A 20,378-nucleotide genomic window follows, 5' to 3' on the forward strand; every position below is an offset into this window, starting at 1 on the left:
ATTTGGTGATTATGCGCGTGTGGAAGCAAAAAATTCATATGGACCTCCGGTAAGGAGCTGATCGCTAAATTTGAATCCTCCCCAGAAGTATATCGAGGTTCATGTCGCCAATGCGGCTCACCATTAGGTGGTTTTCAAAAAAATGGCGAGCTACTCTGGGTGACGTTAGAGACAGTGACCGGTGATCCCGCTGTACGTCCGGAAGCCCATATTTTTGTAGGTTCTAAAGCTCCATGGTATGACATTACAGACGGCTTACCTCTATTCGACGAATGGCCACCAAAAGGTTCAGAATTCTTTGTGCGTTTTGAGTAAATTCAACCGGAGGAAGCTGTGACCAGGCCTTGAGTTTTGCTCTTATGAAGAATGAAAGACCTGCCCCTCATCCATCTCGTCTTTACTGAAAGCAAAAAAAAGGCAGCACCTGAAAGTACTGCCCTTCTTTGCCTCACCTGAGGTGAGGTTAGAGACTACAATATTGTAGCCCGACCATTACAGTGGTCGAATATCTTCAGCCTGTGGGCCTTTCTGACCCTGAGTGATGGTGAACTCAACGCGCTGGCCTTCAGCCAGTGATTTAAAGCCATCACCTGCGATTTGACGGAAGTGAGCAAATACGTCTGGTCCGCCATTATCCTGAGCGATAAAACCAAAACCTTTCTCGTCATTGAACCACTTAACAGTACCGGTAGTAGTAGACATAGTCATATCCTGAAGTTAAATAATAAAGGTGCCTTACAATAAGGCGGTAAAGCTAGAAGCTTATTATTGCTTATGAAGAGTATGGCGAGTTACTACACCCGGAACATCAAATCTTTGCATAAAAAATAAATCACACTTTTAACGTTCCGCCATTATACAGAGTATAATCCTGATTACCATGAGTAATTACAGCCATTCGACACAAGAGATACTCAGCCACCAGAGTATAAATGCATAATAATTCCTTTCCAACTGAATAGTTTGCAAAACTTTTCGCCATCCAGTCGTGACATTACTCATGCAGTCATTATACACAAAGAAACAATTCCAGGAGCGTGTATCATTAAACATTATGATACGAAGGCACTAATCCAACCTCAGGCAAGGCAAACTGCGCAGAATATAGTGACCCCATATTCCTAAAATGAGTGCTCTCCTTGGGCGACGGGCCACATGCCTAATTGAGAGGGTTCCCTGAGACTTTGATGGAAAATGAGAGAGAATGTCGTTAACTTTTTTATATTAATTATGCTTAGGCTCCCTTCACTGGGTCATAGCGAAAAAATACACCTGACACCTTGGAACAAACCACATTCAGAAAACTGTACAGCTGTTAGCCCGCTGATTCAGCGTTAGCCCAGAGAACATCATACTGCCGATTTGCATAACGACACTCCTTGAACTGATTTGGAAGTCAACTGGCTGGTTCCAAAGCTTTACAACCAGCCTTCCAGTAAGAATTTTCTTTTCTAACGACGTTCCGAATAAAAATACACTTGCGCTTAATTATGCTGGCTGGCTCTTATCAACCCGCCTGAAAGAAGGGTTGATCAACAATCTCCTCTGACCAGAAATTGATATTAAATTGAGCATCATCACTCAACTCAATACGATGCCAGTACTGGGGAGGACTGGTTGCAAACTCGCCAGCCCGGATCACCACGGTCATTTCGTGTTCAGACGTTTCCTGATCAGGGTATCCAAAATAAGTGACGGTGCCTTCCATTACGCATATCTGGCCAAACACGCCAGCAGCCGTATTGTGGTGCGTCAGCAAAGCTTTTGGCACATTATTTTTTGTGAAAAAAGGTGTAGAACGCTGAATAGTCCAGCTTTTGGGGATGCGTAAGTGGCTCATAACCGCTCCTTTTTTACCATTGAGTGCTCGCCACAGGATTGATGACCATAGTCTGTTACCAGTGTAAGAATAATAACCGCCCTGAAAGAATCTATACCGTCTTGTGTATTACCGGCTGACATCTCCTGTCTTTAAACTCTAAATTTCAAGACTGGATTTCAAGACTGGATCACCATAAGCTTTGCACACCGCTGTTACCAACCAATAAGAACAATAATAATGAAAAAGCTATTCGTATCTTTCGTCCTGATTGCCGGCCTGCTGGTTGCCATTCCCCCTTACTTTCTTGGTTTCTCGCTGTTCAACCTTGGGCATGCTGTTCAAGTGGCCACCAGCCTCAGTGCTAAACTGGCATGCTCCGCACGATTTATCAGTGAACTTGATGATCAGCAGATTGCCAGCGACCTGTCATCCTACTCGCAGGTCACAGAGCTGGTTGACCTCAAATACAACGACTCCCCCAGACAGGTCAGCGCTCATTTATTTGGTTTGGCCCCTACTGTTGCCACTTATCGGGATGGTCTTGGTTGCACCCTGGATTTTGACGGCGTGAATACACTGAAAAATGCGACAGTTGTACAACACTCAAAAATTTCCACCGAGCAATGGCCTGCGGGCATTAGCACTGACAATATAGACCCTGAAATTCAGACACTGCTGAATTCAATAATGACGGCGGATAATCAACAGGGGCTCGATAGCCGGGCAATGGTGGTAGTCAGGGGTGGAGAAATTCTCGCTGAAGCTTACGGGGACGGATTTGATCACAATACCCCTCTACTGGGATGGTCAATGGGTAAAAGTGTGACCGCCATGATACTGGGACGCCTGGAAACATTGGAAAAAGTGTCAAAAGACGACATAGCTCTTTTTGACCAATGGACCGATAAACGTGCCGACTTATCTCTGGAACAGTTACTGCAGATGAACAGTGGGCTGGCATTTGATGAAACCTATGCTCCGGGCAGTGATGCAACCCATATGCTGTTCACAGCACCCAGTGCTTCTGATGTTGCCATGACCAGCAAGTTGAGACACTCACCTGGAAGCCACTTTTCTTATTCGTCCGGCACCACCAACCTGTTGTCCCGCTATGTTGACCAGATTCTGGGGAGTGAACTGAATAACACGATGGCTTTTGTGCAACAGGAGCTCTTTACCCCTGCAGGTATTAGTAATGCTATCTTTGAGCCGGACGCCTCTGGAATTCTTATAGGCAGTTCTTACCTTTATGCATCCGGTCGTGACTGGGCACGCCTTGGCTTGATAATGGCCAATAGTGGTTCCATCAATGGTCATAAGCTACTGTCCGATGCTTGGGTAGTCGCAGCACAAACGCCCAACGCCAGTGATAATGAGAAGTCCTACGGTTATCAATTCTGGCTGAACCGTGGTGATGAAGAGCTTCGCTGGCCAACGTTACCGGAAGATGCCTACGCCATGCTAGGCAACCGTAAACAGTCGGTCATGATTATTCCATCCCAAAATACCGTTCTGGTTAGGCTCGGCTGGACATCCGATGATTATCCAATGGAAGAGAATTATAAGGCTCTTCTTGATGCACTGGGCAATAAAACATCCTCTTGATAGACTTTAGTCGTTGTTTATTTTATTACGTATAGAGATGGGTTCTTCCACCTCTATACTCCTGTACTGCTCACTCTTCAATAAATCAGCTGCTAATGATCTGGACGACTATTCTTTTCGTGTGAACTGAAAGGTTGTCGCGAAAAGGCGTCCTAATCCATGAACTATGACCAAGATTATTGTACAAACGGCTTTGTTCAGTACGATGCGGCCCTGGAACTCCTTACTCTTATTCCGTTTGAACCTTCAAATTTACTGGATATCGGCTGTGGGTCCGGTAAGGTTACAGCACTGATCTGTGATCAGAGAAAACCGTGCCGTGTGACCGGTATTGATTCATCACCGGTTATGATCAAAGAGGCTCAACGGCTATACCCTCTTCCCAATGTGACTTATACAGAAAGCTCTATTGAAGGACTGAACACCAGAGATGAGTTTGATGTCATTACTTCCAACTCATCCTTTCAGTGGTTCAGGGATTACAGTAAAGCTTTCAAAAATATTCGTTCGAGCCTGACAGAAGATGGCGTTTTTGTAGTGCAAGCCTCATGCCGTCAACAATGGTGCCCAACCATCAATCACCTGATGGATGTATTTTTTGATGCTTTATACCCTGCACTCAAGCCGCATTTTCATTTCCCCTGTATGCATCTTGATAGTCTCGATGAATACCGGCAGTTTTTCCTGACTCATGGTTTTACTCCCAGCACTCTCTATATTAAAGAGTTTGAATACCAACTCTCCCCTGATGACTTTCTTAAAGTCTTCAAGTCTGGAGGGTTTAAGGCGTATAGCTATGAACAATGGTTTGATGTTCCCCTCCCCGAGAGCTATACACAAAACCTGTTGGACTATTTTGAGCAATTTGCGGTTGGAAAATCGTGTATTCCTATCGTCATGCCACGCCTTTTTGCTCAATTGAAACCCATGTCTTAATCATCCACCGACGAGTCTGATTTTTCCGTTAATACCATCAATGTTATCTGAGGGCTTTGCCATGAAGAAGACCTTCAATATTTTTCGCCATATTGGGTGGATTGCCATTATCTGCTCGACTCTGGGCTCTTTTTTACTGTTTGTTGTGGGAGCAACAAAAACGTATGCCGCTTTTGCGGTAGTTTTCCTGGGCAAGGTTCCCCACAAAAGTCTTGCTCATCTGGATACTGCTGATATTGCTACATCTTATCTGATCAAATCTCTCGATACCTTTCTAATTGCCTTTGTGCTTTTTATTTTCGCCCATGGCGTGTTCACACTGTTTATTTCCAACAAGAAACCAGCAAACGACGACAGTACCAGTGTACTTGCCTGGATCAAAACACCCAATATTGGCCACTTGAAGAATGTCCTGGCCGAGGTGATCGTGATTATTCTGTTTGTGAAGTTTCTTGAGATTGTGCTGATGAATATCGACAATCTGAATTGGCAAATACTCACCCTACCTATCGCTATTTTACTGTTAAGCCTTGGGTTAAAGTTTCTTAATCTGGCGGAAGGCGAAGAATAACCCCCAGGCATTGTGATTTCAGGGTCTTTTAATTACTCTGCGCCTTTTGTATGTCATCAAACGGCAGCTAATGGGAAAACCTTTACTCTCTCTACTCTCTCTTCTGCTGGTCACGCTTAATCTATTTGCCAGTCCGACAGAAACCATTCAGCTTCTGGATACCGGTTCAGGGATTCTTGAAGGGTCTCTTCTGATACCTGACATGTCACAAAAAAAGATACCTGTGGTATTGCTGATTTCAGGCTCTGGCCCGACAGACCGCAATGGCAATAACCCGTTGATGGTCAATAACTCTCTGAAACTTCTGGCTGATAAGCTGGCACTGAATGGGATAGCCTCTCTCAGGTATGACAAACGGGGAGTTGCCCACAGTGCCAGAGCTGCCACTTACGAGGAGGAGCTGCGTTTTGAGCATTATGTGGTCGATGCCGCACAGTGGCTCAAAAAACTCAAAAAAGATAACGGTTTTGGTCATGTAACTGTGATTGGACATAGCGAAGGCTCACTGGTTGGCATGTTAGCCCTGCAACAGCAGCCTGCCGATGCATTTATTTCGCTTGCCGGTGTCGGACAACCCGCAGACCTTTTGTTAAAGCAACAACTGAAGTCACAGCCTAATCATATTCTGACCCCATCGCTGGCAATCATCAGCTCGTTGAAAGCCGGTAAAACTGTTGCCCAGGTAGATCCGGTACTCGCACCAATTTTCCGGCCAAGCGTCCAGCCCTATATGATGTCCTGGTTTAAGTATGACCCTGCGATCGAAATTGCCAGACTCAAGGTACCGGTTTTAATTCTCCAAGGATCAACGGACTTACAGGTAAGTATTGAAGATGCCGGGTTTCTTTTAAAAGCACAACCTGATGCTGAGAGCATCATTATCCAGGGCATGAATCATGTACTGAAAGATTCAGCAATTGAAGCCAGTGTTAATCTTGAAACTTACAACCACCCTTCTTTACCAGTAAACACTGAGCTGGTCACAGTGATTACTGGCTTTATCAATCGGGTTAATACACTACAGTAACTGGCTCAGCGTTTTAATACCTTTAACCCGTTCGCCTTCAGAAGTGTTAGCAAAGCCCAGCACCAACCCTTTTTGTGATCGAGATGAGTGGTAATAGCTACTAAGTGGACTGCCACCAAAACCTTTCATGGCAAACTCCTGGCAGACTTTACGATCATCAACCTGTTGATGGTTAAACACCAGCGCCAGGTGCATACCGGCACTTTGTGCCACCGGGGTCATTATCCCGGCAAGGTGCTTTTCACACAAACGCTGCATATGCTCCCACTTCTGCTGATAGAGTTTTCTGCTTCGGCGGAGATGACGGTAAAAATGCCCTTCCTCAATAAAGTCCGCCACGACGGCCTGGGTTAACAGCGGCGTTTCTCCCCCGCTGAAGGCTTTAGCCTCAACAAACACACCAACCAGGTGCTCAGGAACCACCAGGTAACCAAGACGCAACCCTGGCAGAAGCGTCTTACTGAAACTGCCCATATAAATCACCGGTGTACGCTCAGCCATTCCAGCCATCGCCGCAATCGGCTGACTGTAGTAATGAAACTCACTGTCGTAGTCGTCTTCTACAATCCAGCAACGGTTTCTTTCGGCCCATTGCAGCAGTTGTAGGCGCTCACTGGCCGTCAGAATCCCCCCCATCGGGTATTGATGGGTCGGCGTACAGCAGAGAAGCCGGTACTCACCTTCGGACAATGCACCAATATTAATGCCATTATCACCATGAGTGACCGCTTGAAGATTGATACCGTTTGAAATCAGGGCTTTGCGCGCTCCTGAGTAGCCGGGTTCTTCCACCAGCGCCGTATCACCAGGGTTCATCAGCAACTGTGCGCACAGCGCCAGCCCTTGCTGAGCCCCCTGGGTAATCACAATCTGCTCTGGCCGGCATTTCAGTCCACGACTGACATTGAGGTAGTCTGCCAGCGCATTTCGAAGCGGTGCGTACCCCTGATAGCTGTGATAGCCCATCAGAACCGGTCGATCACTGTGGCGTCGTATTAGCTGTTGCCAGATTTTGATGGGGAATGCCTGAAAATCCGGCAAACCTACAGAGAAGGGTAAATTCGCAATGTCTTTTGGCTTTGAACCATGCCCTCCAGAGCGCTTGAGCAACTGATGGCCATAGTCCGACAGTGGGGGCCAATCCTGAACAGGCTTTCCCTTAGCAATATGGGGGGAACGATCAAACTGGGGCAATTGCTCGCTGATGTAAAAACCACTGCCTTCACGACTGTTGACATACCCCTCCGCACGCAGCTGCTCATAGACACTGTTTACCGTATTTCGGCTAACCCCCAGGTCTTTCGCCAGGATACGCGATGCAGGTAAGCGACTGCCGACTAATAGCTGCTGAGAAAGAATTTTCTCCCGCAGGGTCAGAAAAAGCTGCTGGGTTAATGACAAGCCATGGCTGTGCTGTTTTTTCTGCTGGAGATGGATATTTCGCAAATCCAAATTGGCACCCTGAATTTTTATAAATTGGACCTTATAAGAGCACCAATAGCTTACGATACTTTAGCTGAACTGAGTAGATGGGAATCAGCAAAGGAAATGGGACATGAGCCAATACTCTCAATACGAGCATGAAGAAATAGACAGCCAGTTTACCAGTAGTCCACGCTCAACCGTACGCCGTGGCAGCAAACGCGCCTCCTATAATAAGGCCGATGTATTTCAGCTTATCGATGATTTAAAGCTTGGCCATATGGCTTTCCATGATCCAGAGAGCCAGTGTCCGGTCGTCATTCCCATGACCTTCTGGCGGGTAGATGAGTACCTCTACTTCCATACCCTGAATAAATCCCGGCTTGATAAGCTGATTTCCGCCGGCAGTGAAATATGCATTTCGTTTGCCGAGGCCAGTGAGTGGGTGCTCTCCAAGTCGGCCTACCATACCGGAGTCAATTACCGATCTGCGGTGCTTTTCTGCAGTGGCAGCCGGGTGGAATCCACCGAAGAATTTGATCACGCCTTCAAAAGCATCATTGAGGATATCGAACCCGGACGGTGGAGTCAGATTCGTCCCCCTAGTAACAAGGAGCGTAAAGCCACAGCATTGCTGAAACTGACCATTCACGAAGCGTCTTATAAAAGCCGCAGAGGTGGACCCAACGAAGAAGAGAACGATCTGGCACTGCCAGTGTGGAACGGTATATTGCCAATCATTTCTCCGGATGGGAGTCATGCTTCCAGGCAACCCGCCAAAGGTGGCTGTCCATTTCATCGGGAGTGAATATAAACAAATGGAAAGTTGAACTATCCGCCTCTGAGACAGTCCGTTATCTGTCGAATTAACTTTACAGCCAGAAACGCTATGTTAGAGGCAACAACACATCAGACAGGGAGCACTTCTCAGACGAGACCAGATATCATCAGTGATCATTGTGCAACCAGCCCCATACAATCAGTTGCTTTCTATGACAAAAGCATCTGTCATATTGCAGGCAGCTCTGGAGAAAAAGAAAGGCACACTAAACACATTGCAGATTATTCCGTCTGCGCCTTGGCACCACCACTTGCTATTCCAAAACTGTCCCGTCGATTAAACACACTTATTCAGCTGGCTTCTGGTTTTAAAACCATCTGGGATATCTGCTGTGACCATGGTAAAGCGGGCATCACCCTGGCAATGAAAGATACATCCAGAGAAGTACACTGTATTGACCGTTCGCAACATGTCATTACAAAGCTTCAATCATTTCCGCTCCCCCACAACATGACTGTTACTTGCATAGATGCACTTCAAGTGAAAATAAACAACCATAAAGATGAGCTTATCATTCTTGCTGGAATTGGCTCGCATACAGCAAACAAAATTATTGATGGAATTTTTTCAGAAATAGAGGATTATCGAGCCTGCGTCCTGGTCAGCATTCATCAAAACCATGATGGTACGTGGCGCATCTTGCTAGCCGCTACGGATTTAGAACAACACAACACGATGAAATAAAGGAGAAAAAGAAAACTTATCGTTTTGACTTAATGTCCCCCCAACACAGCCATTCATGACTCTGCCAACAGAGTTTTGGGGCTGTTGAGATGTTCTCTTTACGCTAAGCTCTGTCTTTGGCAGGAAGACATTCAGCCTGATCGGCTGATACTATATTGCGCAAATATATTTCACTTATTTCGATTTACTATTTATTACTGAAGCTGCAATCAATAAAGCTCGTTGCAGCTTTTGACCAGACGGACAATCGTTTTTGCTCAATGACCAATACTGACCTTTCTAATCATACGCCGATGATGCAGCAGTATCTGCGCATCAAACAAGAACACCGGGATCAGCTGGTGTTTTATCGTATGGGCGATTTTTACGAGCTGTTTTATGATGATGCCAAAAAGGCGTCACAGCTTCTGGACATCACTCTGACCAAACGGGGGCAGTCCGGGGGCGAACCAATTCCCATGGCAGGTATTCCCTACCATGCAGCAGAAGGTTACCTGGCCAAGCTGATTCGCCTGCGTCAATCAGTTGCTATTGCCGAACAGATTGGCGACCCCGCCACCAGCAAAGGACCGGTGGAACGGAAAGTGGTCAGGGTTCTTACACCTGGCACTGTGAGTGACGAAGCGTTACTGGATGAGCGTCAGGATAATTTGCTCATGTCAGTAAACCAGCGTGAAAACCAGTATGGTCTGGCTTTTCTGGATATCAGCAGTGGTCGATTTAATGTGCTCGAACTCACCAGTGAAGAAGCACTGCTTTCCGAGGTCGAGCGTTTGAGCCCTGCAGAGGTACTGTTGAATGATGACCGTAGCTGGCCAGAAGCGTTACTGCGCCGACCAGGCACCAGCAAGCGACCTCCCTGGGATTTTGAACATGAGAGTGCTGTTGAACAACTGACCCGACAGTTTCAGACCCAGAGCCTTGATGGTTTTGGCTGCAGTCATTTAACACTGGCAATTGAGGCTGCCGGCTGTCTTCTGCAGTATGCTCGGGAAACCCAACGCACTGCTCTGCCCCATATTCGGTCCCTGGCTCAAGAAAACCGGGAAGAGAGTGTGGTTCTGGATGCAGCCAGCCGGAAAAACCTGGAGCTAACCACCAATATGAATGGTGGCAGGGAGCATACAGTAGCTGCGGTACTGGATCGTACCGCTACCGCCATGGGCAGCCGTCTGCTCGGACGCTGGATCAATCGCCCCCTGCGCAATATTGAGAAATTGCAGGCTCGTCAGTCAGCAATCACAGCCCTGAAAGAGGGATTTCATTTTGAATCCCTCTACCCCATTCTCAAAAATATTGGCGATATTGAACGTATTCTTGCCAGGGTTGCCCTGAAGTCTGCCCGACCACGGGACCTGGCACGGTTAAGGGACGCTCTGCAACAACTGCCAGAGCTTCAGCAGCAGCTTACGACGATTGACAGCCAGACTGTTCATCAACTGGCAGAAGGTATCAGTGAACACCCTGAGCTCGAAGCATTATTGACCCGGGCCATCATCGAGAACCCACCTGTCGTAATCCGTGATGGTGGTGTGATCGGCGAAGGTTATGATGCCGAGCTGGATGAGCTTCGTTCCATCAGTGAAAATGCTGGCGACTATCTGGTTCAGATGGAATTACGGGAGCGTGAACGTACTGGCCTGTCCAGCCTGAAAGTCGGATATAACCGCGTACACGGTTACTACATCGAGTTGAGCCGCCGTGAATCCGACGATGCCCCAGTAGACTATATTCGTCGTCAGACCCTGAAAAATACTGAACGCTTTATCACCCCGGAACTGAAAGAATTTGAAGACAAGGCGCTATCCAGCAAAAGCCGTGCACTGGCACGTGAAAAAGTCCTATACGATGAGCTCCTGGACAAGCTGGTTGAACAATTAGGGCCGCTTCAGGAGTGCGCCATGGCGTTGTCTGAGCTGGATGTACTCAGCAACCTGGCTGAACGGGCTGAAACTCTGAACTTCTGCCGCCCTGAAATTCTGCAAAGCCCCGGCATCGAGATTACCGAAGGTCGTCATCCCGTGGTCGAGCAGGTCCTCGATGAGCCGTTTGTAGCGAACAATGTGACCTTCAATGTTCAGCGCCGCATGTTGATTATCACCGGGCCCAATATGGGTGGTAAATCGACCTATATGCGACAGACGGCGTTAATTGTACTGCTGGCTCATATTGGTAGCTTTGTCCCGGCTTCTCAGGCAAGAATTGGCCTGGTAGACCGGATTTTTACCCGCATCGGTTCTTCCGATGATCTGGCAGGCGGGCGCTCAACCTTTATGGTGGAGATGACCGAGACAGCCAACATTCTTCATAATGCTACCGAGCAGAGCCTGGTGCTGATGGATGAAATTGGCCGCGGTACGAGCACATTTGACGGACTTTCACTGGCCTGGGCCTGCGCTCAATACCTGGCGGATTCAGTACGAGCATTCACCCTGTTTGCCACGCACTATTTTGAGCTGACCCAGCTGCCCGAAGAATGCAATACCGTCGTAAACGTTCATCTGAATGCAACAGAGCATGATGATCGCATAGTCTTTCTTCATGCCGTTCAGGAAGGTCCAGCCAACCAGAGTTACGGTCTGCAGGTGGCACAGCTGGCGGGTGTACCACGACATGTGATCAATCAGGCCCGACAAAAGCTGTCACTGCTGGAACAACATGAAGCAACGCCACAACCGATGACCAGGCCTGCTGCCAAAACATCGAGACAGGCAGCTGTCACACCTCAGGCTGATCTGTTTTCCAGCCCTGAGCCCCATCCAGCCATTGAGGTTCTGGATAAGACTAACCTGGATAACCTGACGCCTCGTCAGGCTCTGGATCTGCTTTATACTCTCAAGGACTTGGGTCGGTAATGCTATTTTCTTATACCCTGAGCCATATACTGATCACTCAGGGTATAAGGTTATGGTAATCCCGGCTATCCAGTGGGTTTACAACTCTGTTAAACTTGCGCGGACTTTTTGTATTGCCATCGTAATGTTTCAGGTCTCATTATGAAATGCTTCCGTGAGAGGGGCTGTTCTTATAGACAGATCCCACGGACATAAAAGCAAACCCGGGCAGTACTTTTTCTTATTCAGATCAAATGGAGTTTAACCACCATGACTTTCGTAGTGGGTGAAAACTGCATCAAGTGCAAATACACCGATTGCGTGGAAGTCTGTCCTGTGGACTGCTTCTATGAAGGACCAAACTTCCTGGTAATTCACCCGGATGAATGTATTGACTGTGCTCTTTGTGAGCCAGAGTGTCCGGCAAACGCTATTTTTTCCGAAGATGAGGTTCCCGAAGATCAGCAGGAGTTTATTGAACTGAATGCTGTTCTTGCTGATGTATGGGAAAACATTACCGAGAAGAAAGATCCTCTCCCCGATGCTACAGAGTGGGACGGTGTTAAAGGCAAGCTGGACCAGCTGGAACGCTGAGTTTAAATATATTACCAACAAAAAGGCCATGAGTTTTTAGCTCACGGCCTTTTTTATTTACAGGGATGTAATGTATCCCGGACATCCTACCCAAGAGTCAATTAAATAACGACTCTCCAGATAACCCCTGTTTTTCAAGAATGGAACGAAGTCTTTTCAGAGCTTCAACCTGAATTTGCCTTACACGTTCCCGGGTCAGACCAATTTCTTTACCTACTTCCTCCAGGGTGCTGGTTTCATAGCCTCTAAGACCAAAGCGCCGTGCAACAACCTCTCTCTGCTTTTCAGACAACTCGCCCAACCAGCGGTCAAGGCTGTCATTCAAATCAAGATCCTGTAACAGCTCTGCTGGATCGGCACCTTTCTCATCTGAGATCGTATCCAGAATCGACTTATCAGAGTCAGGCCCTAAGGGAGTGTCAACCGAAGTCACTCGTTCATTGAGGCCAAGCATTCGCTTAACATCAGCGACCGGCTTGTCCAGCAGCTGGGCGATTTCCTCCGGACTGGGATCGTGATCCAGCTTCTGAGTTAATTCCCTGGCTGCCCTGAGGTAGACATTCAGTTCCTTAACTACGTGGATAGGCAGACGGATCGTTCGAGTCTGATTCATGATCGCCCGTTCAATAGTCTGTCGTATCCACCAAGTCGCGTAGGTTGAAAAACGAAACCCTCTTTCAGGGTCAAATTTCTCAACTGCTCGAATCAAACCAAGGTTACCTTCTTCAATCAAGTCCAGAAGCGTCAGACCACGATTGACATATCGCCTGGAAATTTTCACTACTAAACGCAGATTACTTTCAATCATACGCCGCCGGCCTGCTTCTACCCCTTTTCGGGCGAGCCGTGCATAGTGAACTTCCTCCTCAGGCGTAAGAAGGGGAGAAAAACCTATTTCATTGAGATACAACTGAGTTGCATCAATGGACTTGTAGAAGCCATCATCTTCTTTACGACGACCCGTTGCATTGACCGGTGACACAGCAGTAGGCTGCGGCCGCTCGATACCTGGATCATTTTCATCAATCGCTTCACTGAGGTCACCGGCATTACCATCCGGGCTCAATTCATCCTGTCCTTGGATTACATCGTCAGCATAACTGCTTAGCTCTGCGTCATCCCTCTTCGATGCCATAAGAGTTAGTCCTATCCGGAAAGTCCCACTCTATGTTGAGCAACTCCAGGTTGCTTCAACACCCGTGAGATCCCTCTACTACAACAGCCACTGACTTTCGTCATCGGCGCCCTGGCAGGTACCCCATCGGGTCGACCGGTTTACCATCACGCCGAATTTCGAAGTGCAGCTTAGGCTCCGTCGTTCCTGTAGAACCTATTTCGGCTATCTTCTGGCCCGCTTTAACTGAGTCTCCCTCATTCACGAATAGATCCTTGTTGTGCGCATAAGCGCTCAGATAGCTACTATTATGTTTCAAAATGATCAGCCTGCCATAGCCAGACAGGTCGCTCCCTGCGTACACCACCTCACCATTGGCTGCTGCCTTTACAGGCTCTCCTAATTTGCCACCAATATCAATCCCCTTGTTAACAGGCATTTTGAGCGAATAAGAGGAAATAATTTTGCCATTGGCAGGCCATTTCCAGCCACTTCCTGTGAAAGTGGACGTTTTTTTCGCCGAACTATTGGCTGTATATTTTTTGACCGGCTTATTGTTTTTCGGAGATACTTTCTTGGGCGTTGTCACTACAGCCTTTGATGAGCTGACAACAATTGGCCGACGAACGGATAAACTGATTTTCTGACCAGGATAAATGGTATAAGGATGACGAATATTATTGTTATCTGACAACTCTCTGAAATCCCTGCTATAGAGCCAGGCTATTGAGTAAAGAGTTTCACCTTTTTGCACAATATGCTGACCTGACGTCACTCTTGGTGGAGACCTCAGGTCAGTTACCGCTACACGGGCCGGGTCATGACTACAACTGGCTATCAGCAGGCAGGTCATCAGAAAAAGCATTTTTTTTGAGCAATCACTCATATTAATTCGAGCGATTTTCATGAAATCCAACACTTTATCAACTCCGCAAGCCCTAATGACCACCAAAATACAATATTCTAAAAAAGAATATAAATAAAAATTATTGATTGAAAATATTATACCTAAATTAGTTATTTCGCCTACAATAACGGCTCACATTAGTGTTTTTTACTACCCAGCCATTCAATCATCGCGACCAAAGCAATGGCAAAAATCATGAGCCCAATTGATTCAACCAGATAAGAAGGCTCCCCGGTAATCATCTCATAGTTCATTGGAGAAACATTGGCCTGAATCAGAGGAACCAGCTCTCCCGAGCTATTGACTCGACTTTCCAGTGTTTCTTTCCAGGGCCAGACTTTACCCAATGCCCCAAGCATCAAGCCGGTCAGAAGCGAAATAGCCAGATCCCGGTGCTTTTTCAGCAGCCAGGACAATACATGCGAAAAACTCAGTAAGCCGCCAATACAACCCAGACCAAAAATGATCAGCACACTGAAATTCAAACTTTTGACGGCATCAATGACCGGACCATAGAGCCCCATCATCAGTAGAATAAAGCTACCCGAAATACCTGGCAAAATCATCGCACAAATAGCAATTGCACCGGCAAAAAAAAGTGTTACCGGCTCTGGTTCAAGACTGGTTGGCGTCAATATACCCACTGCATAGGCAATCACAACACCCACCAGCAGCGAAACCATTGCCGGAATATTCCATTGATGCACCTGACGAATCATATGCAGGCCGGACACCAGAATCAGACCAAAAAAGAATGCCCAGAGCATTTCCGGATAGTTTGCCAGAAAGTAGGTAATCGCATGGGCAAATGACAAAATACTGGTCAACACCCCGCCAAAAACACATACCAGAAAGGTTCCATCTATTTTCCGCCAGACTTCACCAACACCTTGCTGACCAAGCACTTTGAACAACGAAGGATTTATACTTTTCAATGCATTTAGCAACCGATCATAAATACCGGTAATAAATGCAATGGTACCACCAGATACACCCGGTACCACATCAGCCGCCCCCATAGCCATTCCTTTGGCAACAAGCGCAAAGTAGGGAGAAAATTTCGACATGTTCTGACCTTTCGAACAGAGATTAATTAAAACGGGAGTTATACCAATCGATCATTTGATTGGTATAACTCCCGAAAGCCAGCCATCCCAGGCTGACAAATTGGATTAAAGCACTTCTACAAAAAAGAGAATGTCTTTTCAAAACTACTACAAAAAAGAGAATGTCTTTTCAAAACTACGAGTGCAGGAAAGCACTAAAACCATACAGTCAACAGACTCGTTCCCATACAAAGCAAGGAGCCAAAGCGTGTTGTAAAGATACAACGCCTATACGTATTATCGTATAACACCAGTCAGCAATGGTACAAAACGCACCGCTTCAAGCACCTTCCGCTGATATTCATCTCCCTTCCGGGTAATCAGCACCAGGTTTTGTACTTCACTACCCACAGGAATGACCAGCCGCCCCCCTTCAGGAGATAATTGGTTCAATAGCTCCTGGGGAACATCACCAGGGGCTGCAGTCACAATAATTCCATCAAATGGGCTTTCTTCGGGCCACCCCATACCACCATCGGTATGGCGTAATCTCACATTATTCAATGACAGTCTGGAAAGCCTCTGCCTTGCCTTTTCCTGTAATGGCCTAATGCGCTCGACGGAATATACTTTCCCTATCAGGGAAGCAAGCACTGCAGTCTGATACCCAGAGCCGGTACCAATCTCAAGCACTTTACTCAGCTCCCCCTGTGCCAGAAGTACTTCGGTCATTCTGGCAACAATATACGGCTGGGAAAGTGTTTGATTATGACCAATAGGCAGAGCAGTATCCTCATAAGCCCTGTGAGCCAGAGCTTCATCGAGAAAAAGGTGTCGGGGAATGGTACGAATAGCGTCCAGTACTTTTGTCGACTGGATACCCTGATCCACCAGACGCTGGATCAGACGCTCTCGGGTTCGGCGTGATGTCATGCCGATACCATCGATTTCAAAATCCCTCATACACAGGCTCCAAGCCAATCCTCCACCAGTGATAATGTTGCATGGCCAGTTTTATCGTACTGCAGCGGGGTAATGGAAACATAACCGGATGATACCGCATGAAAATCAGTCCCCTCTTCAGCTACCAGTGGTTTGCCAACACCACCAATCCACCAGACTGTATTGCCTCGGGGGTCAGTCATTTTAACTGGAGGCTTGGACCCGGCACGGTGTCCCAGGCGAGTAACTTTCATTCCCCTGATGTCATCATAATCACAGTCAGGCACATTAACATTAAGAATGGTACCTGCTGGCAGGTTCAGGTTATCCAGACGCAACATTAAATCGTTAAGGACTCTGGCACTGATTTCAAGATTGCGATCTTCCCTGCCACAGGAAGAAATCGCAATCGCTGTTTTTGCCAGCATACGCCCTTCCATGGCCGCTGCGACCGTTCCGGAATAGAGAACATCATCCCCCAGATTCGCGCAACTGTTAATACCGGAAACAACGCGCTCAGGAAGCCTGCCAAATAATCCACTGGCAGCAAGATTGACACAATCAGCGGGGGTACCGTCTACGCTGAAAAAGCCATTATCATGCTCCTTCATACGTAGCGGACGGCTCAGCGTCAGAGAGTGCCCTCGGCCTGAACAATCGTTATCCGGAGCCACAACCCAGCATTGACCATGCGACTTCAGTGTTTCGAAAGAAAGAGCCAACCCTTTGGCTGTGACACCATCATCATTGGATAGCAATATGGTCATCGTCCATAAACTCCCTAATCCTGAATTATTCGAAGCGCTACTTTATGTTCATCACATGATCAACATTACGCGCTTTCTTCGAGCCCTTCATGACGCGCTTCATGGCAAGACAGCAACTCCCTCAGCACAGAAGTCGCAAAGCAACCTTTTGGTAGCCTGAACCCTAATACCAGTGATCGCTCTTCCCGGCTATTTTCCCAGGACCACGTCATCTGCTCAGGGATCAGTCGATTTATTCTACGCTCCTGCAGAAGGCCTGCTCTTTCAAGGCCATCACAGAGTTGAGAATATTCATCGACTATTGTTTTTTCCAGAGATAGCATCTGATCAGACACTTTGGGCAACCCTCTTCCCCACTGCGGAGAGGTCGGACTCAACTCCCCTCTGTCAAGACGCGCCATGATATCTGCATCAGGGGTATCAAAAATCAGACTTTTACTATCGGGAAAACCCAGAACATCACCGGGTACATATTGATTCCATACTCCCTGTTGAACCTTATCAGACAGTACTCGATTAAAGAGCCAGGATCGTGCTGCTGAAAGGTAAACCGATCGCTTGTTACGTTGGACCCGGAATTTTCCAGCCAGCATAGCAACCGCCTTTTCAACATTTCTACCCTGATGACCAAAGCGCTGTTCACCAAAATAGTTAGGCACACCTTCCTTTGAAATCCTTTCCAATCGGGCTTCTACCAGGGCAGGTTCGACATCAATATTCCGAAGGGTGATACAAAAATCATTGGCTTTCAGTGCTCCGGTTTTCAACTTTTTCCGATGTCTTTTCTGACGAATAATCCGAATGGAATCGCTTTCCAGTCCAGCCCAGTTCGGATCGGCCATACCAGGCAGGGAAACACAAAACCATTGACGTGTAACACCATGACGATCCTTCCTCCCGGCATAGCTGACCGACTGCCTTTTAACACCAGCGTATCTGGCCAGGAGACCGGCAACCCAGTCGGTATTCTCCCCCTTTTTCTCAATCAACAGGAAAAGGTGTTCACCCTCACCTTCTGGCTCAAACGGCAATAACTCATCAACAAGAAAATCTTCGTGACGGGATTTGAAAAGACAATCGCCAAGAGGTCCACCCAGGGCATAATGCCAATCAAGTGAATAATCGGCAGGCATCGGTACATCTGCATCCATGATGCGCACTCAACTTAAAAATATTAACAATAAACAATACCGCGTTTAACGCGGTTATTGAATGGTCATACTGGAAAATCCACAGGAAAACCATCTGCCCTGATTTAAGAGTTCTGACTCCAGAAAGCCGGACTCAGGGTGTCTCTACTGAGAGCAGGACAACCGCATGTACGGCAATACCTTCTTTCCTGCCGGTATACCCCAGTTTTTCCGTAGTGGTTGCTTTTACATTAACCAGAGCGGCATCAATACCCATATCCTCACTGATATTCTGTCGCATCTGATCAATATGGGGAGCCATCTTGGGAGCCTGGGCAATAATAGTGCTGTCAATATTAACCGGAGTAAGACCTTGCTCTTTCAACAACGCAATCACATGACGAAGCAGCTTACGGCTATCGATGCCAGCATAACGTTCATCAGTATCAGGAAAGTGCTTACCAATATCTCCCAACCCAGCTGCACCCAGTAGCGCATCACAGAGCGCATGAAGAAGCACATCACCATCTGAATGGGCTATCAGACCATGAGAGTGAGGTATCTTAACCCCACCAAGAACAATATGATCCCCTTCGCCAAAACGGTGAACATCAAAACCATGACCAATGCGCATCAAGAGACCTCAATAAGTTTCGACTGCTGTTCAATATATAGAGAAGCCAAAGCCAGGTCAGTTCCGCGGGTTACCTTGATATTATCCGCATGCCCTTCGACCATAACCGGTTGTTTACCCGAATATTCGATGGCACTGGCTTCATCGGTCACCGGCATTTTATCTGCTATCGCTTTTGCCATTGCATCATGAAGCATTCCCAGCCGGAACATTTGTGGCGTCATTGCATGCCAGAGCCCCTGACGATCCACCGTTTCTGAAACAACATCATCGGACCCTGCTTTTTTAATGGTGTCAGTGACCGGGCTTCCCAGCAAACCGCCAACCGGGTGCTCATGAAGCTGATTTACCAGCCAGTCCAGATCTGAGCGGCGAATACAGGGACGAGCCACATCATGAACCAGCACCCAATCATTAGGGTCAGCCATATCAAGCAATACTCTCAAACCACTGAGAACCGAGTGATAACGCTCATCACCGCCTTCAGCAAGTTGTATTCGAGCGTTTCGCATGAGCTCAATAGATTGGTGATATTCATCCTCACGATCCAGAACTACCACTATTCTTTCCAGATGAGGGAAATCCAGCAGTCGCCCAAGGGTATGCTCAATCAGAGGTTTTCCCTTAATTTCAAGATACTGCTTTGGAATGTCGACATTCATTCGACGCCCGACACCCGCAGCAGGAACAACCGCCCAGTAACGAACCTTATTCATGGCTTCTGCGCTACTCACTCTGACACCCTTTTATTGGACAGCAAAATCAAAACAGGGGCTAGGGCCTGTTGACGTTTCATTGCGTGCTCAGCGTATAATGCCGCGCCTGTGATCAGGCGTGGCATTGCAGGAAGGCTGGTTGCCTTTCAAAATGCCACAACAACGTCATAGGGGCGCTCTACAGGTGGTTCAGAAAAACCCCACCCGCTTTGTCAGACTTGCTTGACGTAGAATACTTTGGGCTGCACAAATCTTTCTCGCATATTACGTTTTTCTGAACCACTGAGCCTCGCAACGAAACATCAACAGGCCCTCTAATCGTACGTAAGAAAGAACGTTTCATCGCGCCGGATCATGCCCAATTCCTGTCGCGCCCTTTCCTCAACCGTTTCCATCCCCTGCTGCAGCTCTACCACTTCTTTAGCCAGCAGGCGGTTACGCTGGTACAAACGTTCATTTTCCAGCCTGAACCGCTCAAGACTGTCTTTTTGAGTCAGCAATTCCGCCATACTGCCTTCACCAATCCAGAGTCTGGCCTGAAGATAAACCAGCATCAGTGTCAGAAGTGCAATCGCCAGTTTTTTCATAATCAGTTCCGCTTTTAAAACCGTAACTATCCAGCAGTATGGTCAACACCCTCATAAAGAGATGCTTTGAAGCTGAAACAGGCCCTAGGACTTAATGATGAAGTTTAACAGTTGTACCTGTGGTTTAACATATGATCAGTTATCAACAACATTGCGCTTTCAAGAAGGGTACATCGACAGTATAAAGAATTAAAAACGA

20 protein-coding genes are annotated in these 20,378 nt (G+C 47.3%); 8 read left to right on the forward strand and 12 right to left on the reverse strand.

The window, feature by feature from the left end; all coding sequences use genetic code 11:
• Positions 1-492: 492 nt before the first annotated feature.
• Both cspE and GV64_RS15240 read right to left on the reverse strand, forming a co-directional pair.
• Positions 493-702: a transcription antiterminator/RNA stability regulator CspE gene (gene cspE, locus GV64_RS15235; protein ID WP_020584400.1), complete on the reverse strand. Its 210-nt coding sequence runs from the start codon at positions 700-702 to the stop codon at positions 493-495.
• Between the two features lie 805 nt (positions 703-1,507).
• Positions 1,508-1,840 (reverse strand): DUF1971 domain-containing protein, encoded by a 333-nt coding sequence (locus GV64_RS15240; RefSeq protein ID WP_020584399.1) that lies wholly within the window; start codon positions 1,838-1,840, stop codon positions 1,508-1,510.
• Between the two features lie 219 nt (positions 1,841-2,059).
• Between GV64_RS15240 and GV64_RS15245 the strand changes: the two genes are divergently transcribed.
• The 4 genes from GV64_RS15245 (at position 2,060) to GV64_RS15260 (ending at position 5,961) form a co-directional block, all read left to right on the forward strand.
• The gene (locus tag GV64_RS15245) at positions 2,060-3,427 is read left to right on the forward strand and encodes a serine hydrolase domain-containing protein (protein WP_020584397.1); all 1,368 of its coding nucleotides are present in this window, start codon (positions 2,060-2,062) and stop codon (positions 3,425-3,427) included.
• A gap of 159 nt (positions 3,428-3,586) precedes the next feature.
• Positions 3,587-4,363 carry a class I SAM-dependent methyltransferase gene (locus tag GV64_RS15250; RefSeq protein WP_020584396.1) on the forward strand — a complete coding sequence of 259 codons (777 nt, stop codon included), beginning with the start codon at positions 3,587-3,589 and terminating at the stop codon, positions 4,361-4,363.
• 61 nt (positions 4,364-4,424) lie between these two features.
• Complete coding sequence (locus tag GV64_RS15255; RefSeq protein WP_026258546.1) at positions 4,425-4,934, forward strand: YqhA family protein; 510 nt, start codon at positions 4,425-4,427, stop codon at positions 4,932-4,934.
• A 70-nt stretch (positions 4,935-5,004) separates the two neighbouring features.
• Positions 5,005-5,961 (forward strand): alpha/beta hydrolase, encoded by a 957-nt coding sequence (locus GV64_RS15260; RefSeq protein WP_033403608.1) that lies wholly within the window; start codon positions 5,005-5,007, stop codon positions 5,959-5,961.
• On the opposite strand, the gene pdxR is transcribed toward GV64_RS15260, so the two are convergent.
• On the reverse strand, positions 5,953-7,413 hold the full coding sequence (pdxR, locus tag GV64_RS15265) for a MocR-like pyridoxine biosynthesis transcription factor PdxR (protein ID WP_020584393.1): 1,461 nt from the start codon (positions 7,411-7,413) through the stop codon (positions 5,953-5,955). The genes GV64_RS15260 and pdxR overlap by 9 nt on opposite strands.
• 103 nt (positions 7,414-7,516) lie before the next feature.
• Between pdxR and GV64_RS15270 the strand changes: the two genes are divergently transcribed.
• The 4 genes from GV64_RS15270 to fdxA all read left to right on the forward strand — a co-directional run bounded on the left by GV64_RS15270 (position 7,517) and on the right by fdxA (position 12,336).
• A complete protein-coding gene (locus tag GV64_RS15270) occupies positions 7,517-8,191 on the forward strand; it encodes a pyridoxamine 5'-phosphate oxidase family protein (protein WP_020584392.1) in 675 nt (224 codons plus the stop codon).
• Positions 8,192-8,272: 81 nt separating this feature from the next.
• Positions 8,273-8,908, forward strand: coding sequence for an SAM-dependent methyltransferase (locus GV64_RS15275; RefSeq protein WP_020584391.1), 636 nt, complete (start codon positions 8,273-8,275; stop codon positions 8,906-8,908).
• A 260-nt stretch (positions 8,909-9,168) separates the two neighbouring features.
• The gene (gene mutS, locus GV64_RS15280; RefSeq protein WP_026258545.1) at positions 9,169-11,763 is read left to right on the forward strand and encodes a DNA mismatch repair protein MutS; all 2,595 of its coding nucleotides are present in this window, start codon (positions 9,169-9,171) and stop codon (positions 11,761-11,763) included.
• 249 nt (positions 11,764-12,012) lie between these two features.
• Positions 12,013-12,336, forward strand: a complete 324-nt coding sequence (gene fdxA, locus GV64_RS15285; protein WP_020584389.1) for a ferredoxin FdxA — start codon at positions 12,013-12,015, stop codon at positions 12,334-12,336.
• Positions 12,337-12,433: 97 nt separating this feature from the next.
• On the opposite strand, the gene rpoS is transcribed toward fdxA, so the two are convergent.
• From rpoS to GV64_RS15330, 9 genes are all read right to left on the reverse strand, one after another.
• Positions 12,434-13,471, reverse strand: a complete 1,038-nt coding sequence (rpoS, locus tag GV64_RS15290; RefSeq protein WP_020584388.1) for an RNA polymerase sigma factor RpoS — start codon at positions 13,469-13,471, stop codon at positions 12,434-12,436.
• A gap of 100 nt (positions 13,472-13,571) precedes the next feature.
• Complete coding sequence (locus tag GV64_RS15295) at positions 13,572-14,357, reverse strand: peptidoglycan DD-metalloendopeptidase family protein (RefSeq protein WP_152554079.1); 786 nt, start codon at positions 14,355-14,357, stop codon at positions 13,572-13,574.
• A 137-nt stretch (positions 14,358-14,494) separates the two neighbouring features.
• A complete protein-coding gene (locus GV64_RS15300) occupies positions 14,495-15,424 on the reverse strand; it encodes a DUF368 domain-containing protein (protein WP_020584386.1) in 930 nt (309 codons plus the stop codon).
• Positions 15,425-15,700: 276 nt separating this feature from the next.
• Positions 15,701-16,366 carry a protein-L-isoaspartate(D-aspartate) O-methyltransferase gene (locus GV64_RS15305; RefSeq protein ID WP_020584385.1) on the reverse strand — a complete coding sequence of 222 codons (666 nt, stop codon included), beginning with the start codon at positions 16,364-16,366 and terminating at the stop codon, positions 15,701-15,703.
• Positions 16,363-17,112: a 5'/3'-nucleotidase SurE gene (surE, locus tag GV64_RS15310; protein WP_020584384.1), complete on the reverse strand. Its 750-nt coding sequence runs from the start codon at positions 17,110-17,112 to the stop codon at positions 16,363-16,365. Before surE ends, GV64_RS15305 begins: the two co-directional genes overlap by 4 nt.
• A 65-nt stretch (positions 17,113-17,177) precedes the next feature.
• Positions 17,178-18,263, reverse strand: coding sequence for a tRNA pseudouridine(13) synthase TruD (gene truD / locus GV64_RS15315; protein WP_201772493.1), 1,086 nt, complete (start codon positions 18,261-18,263; stop codon positions 17,178-17,180).
• Between the two features lie 133 nt (positions 18,264-18,396).
• Positions 18,397-18,876 (reverse strand): 2-C-methyl-D-erythritol 2,4-cyclodiphosphate synthase, encoded by a 480-nt coding sequence (ispF, locus tag GV64_RS15320; RefSeq protein ID WP_020584382.1) that lies wholly within the window; start codon positions 18,874-18,876, stop codon positions 18,397-18,399.
• Entirely contained in the window at positions 18,876-19,610 is a 735-nt protein-coding gene (gene ispD / locus GV64_RS15325; RefSeq protein ID WP_020584381.1) for a 2-C-methyl-D-erythritol 4-phosphate cytidylyltransferase, read from the reverse strand. Before ispD ends, ispF begins: the two co-directional genes overlap by 1 nt.
• Before the next feature lie 296 nt (positions 19,611-19,906).
• Complete coding sequence (locus tag GV64_RS15330) at positions 19,907-20,179, reverse strand: septum formation initiator family protein (RefSeq protein ID WP_020584380.1); 273 nt, start codon at positions 20,177-20,179, stop codon at positions 19,907-19,909.
• Positions 20,180-20,378 lie beyond the last annotated feature (199 nt).

Source organism: Endozoicomonas elysicola (assembly GCF_000710775.1).
GTDB classification, from domain to species: Bacteria; Pseudomonadota; Gammaproteobacteria; order Pseudomonadales; family Endozoicomonadaceae; genus Endozoicomonas; species Endozoicomonas elysicola.

Excerpts from the sequence above, each read along its gene's own strand:
- ispF (WP_020584382.1), bottom strand. The coding sequence starts at position 18,876 with ATGCGCATTGGTCATGGTTTTGATGTTCACCGTTTTGGCGAAGGGGAT.
- GV64_RS15255 (WP_026258546.1), top strand. The coding sequence starts at position 4,425 with ATGAAGAAGACCTTCAATATTTTTCGCCATATTGGGTGGATTGCCATT.
- GV64_RS15330 (WP_020584380.1), bottom strand. The coding sequence starts at position 20,179 with ATGAAAAAACTGGCGATTGCACTTCTGACACTGATGCTGGTTTATCTT.
- GV64_RS15260 (WP_033403608.1), top strand. The coding sequence starts at position 5,005 with ATGGGAAAACCTTTACTCTCTCTACTCTCTCTTCTGCTGGTCACGCTT.
- surE (WP_020584384.1), bottom strand. The coding sequence starts at position 17,112 with ATGACCATATTGCTATCCAATGATGATGGTGTCACAGCCAAAGGGTTG.
- cspE (WP_020584400.1), bottom strand. The coding sequence starts at position 702 with ATGTCTACTACTACCGGTACTGTTAAGTGGTTCAATGACGAGAAAGGT.
- GV64_RS15240 (WP_020584399.1), bottom strand. The coding sequence starts at position 1,840 with ATGAGCCACTTACGCATCCCCAAAAGCTGGACTATTCAGCGTTCTACA.
- GV64_RS15245 (WP_020584397.1), top strand. The coding sequence starts at position 2,060 with ATGAAAAAGCTATTCGTATCTTTCGTCCTGATTGCCGGCCTGCTGGTT.
- GV64_RS15300 (WP_020584386.1), bottom strand. The coding sequence starts at position 15,424 with ATGTCGAAATTTTCTCCCTACTTTGCGCTTGTTGCCAAAGGAATGGCT.
- mutS (WP_026258545.1), top strand. The coding sequence starts at position 9,169 with ATGACCAATACTGACCTTTCTAATCATACGCCGATGATGCAGCAGTAT.
- truD (WP_201772493.1), bottom strand. The coding sequence starts at position 18,263 with ATGGATGCAGATGTACCGATGCCTGCCGATTATTCACTTGATTGGCAT.
- fdxA (WP_020584389.1), top strand. The coding sequence starts at position 12,013 with ATGACTTTCGTAGTGGGTGAAAACTGCATCAAGTGCAAATACACCGAT.
- GV64_RS15250 (WP_020584396.1), top strand. The coding sequence starts at position 3,587 with ATGAACTATGACCAAGATTATTGTACAAACGGCTTTGTTCAGTACGAT.
- GV64_RS15295 (WP_152554079.1), bottom strand. The coding sequence starts at position 14,357 with ATGAAAATCGCTCGAATTAATATGAGTGATTGCTCAAAAAAAATGCTT.
- GV64_RS15275 (WP_020584391.1), top strand. The coding sequence starts at position 8,273 with ATGTTAGAGGCAACAACACATCAGACAGGGAGCACTTCTCAGACGAGA.
- GV64_RS15270 (WP_020584392.1), top strand. The coding sequence starts at position 7,517 with ATGAGCCAATACTCTCAATACGAGCATGAAGAAATAGACAGCCAGTTT.
- GV64_RS15305 (WP_020584385.1), bottom strand. The coding sequence starts at position 16,366 with ATGAGGGATTTTGAAATCGATGGTATCGGCATGACATCACGCCGAACC.
- rpoS (WP_020584388.1), bottom strand. The coding sequence starts at position 13,471 with ATGGCATCGAAGAGGGATGACGCAGAGCTAAGCAGTTATGCTGACGAT.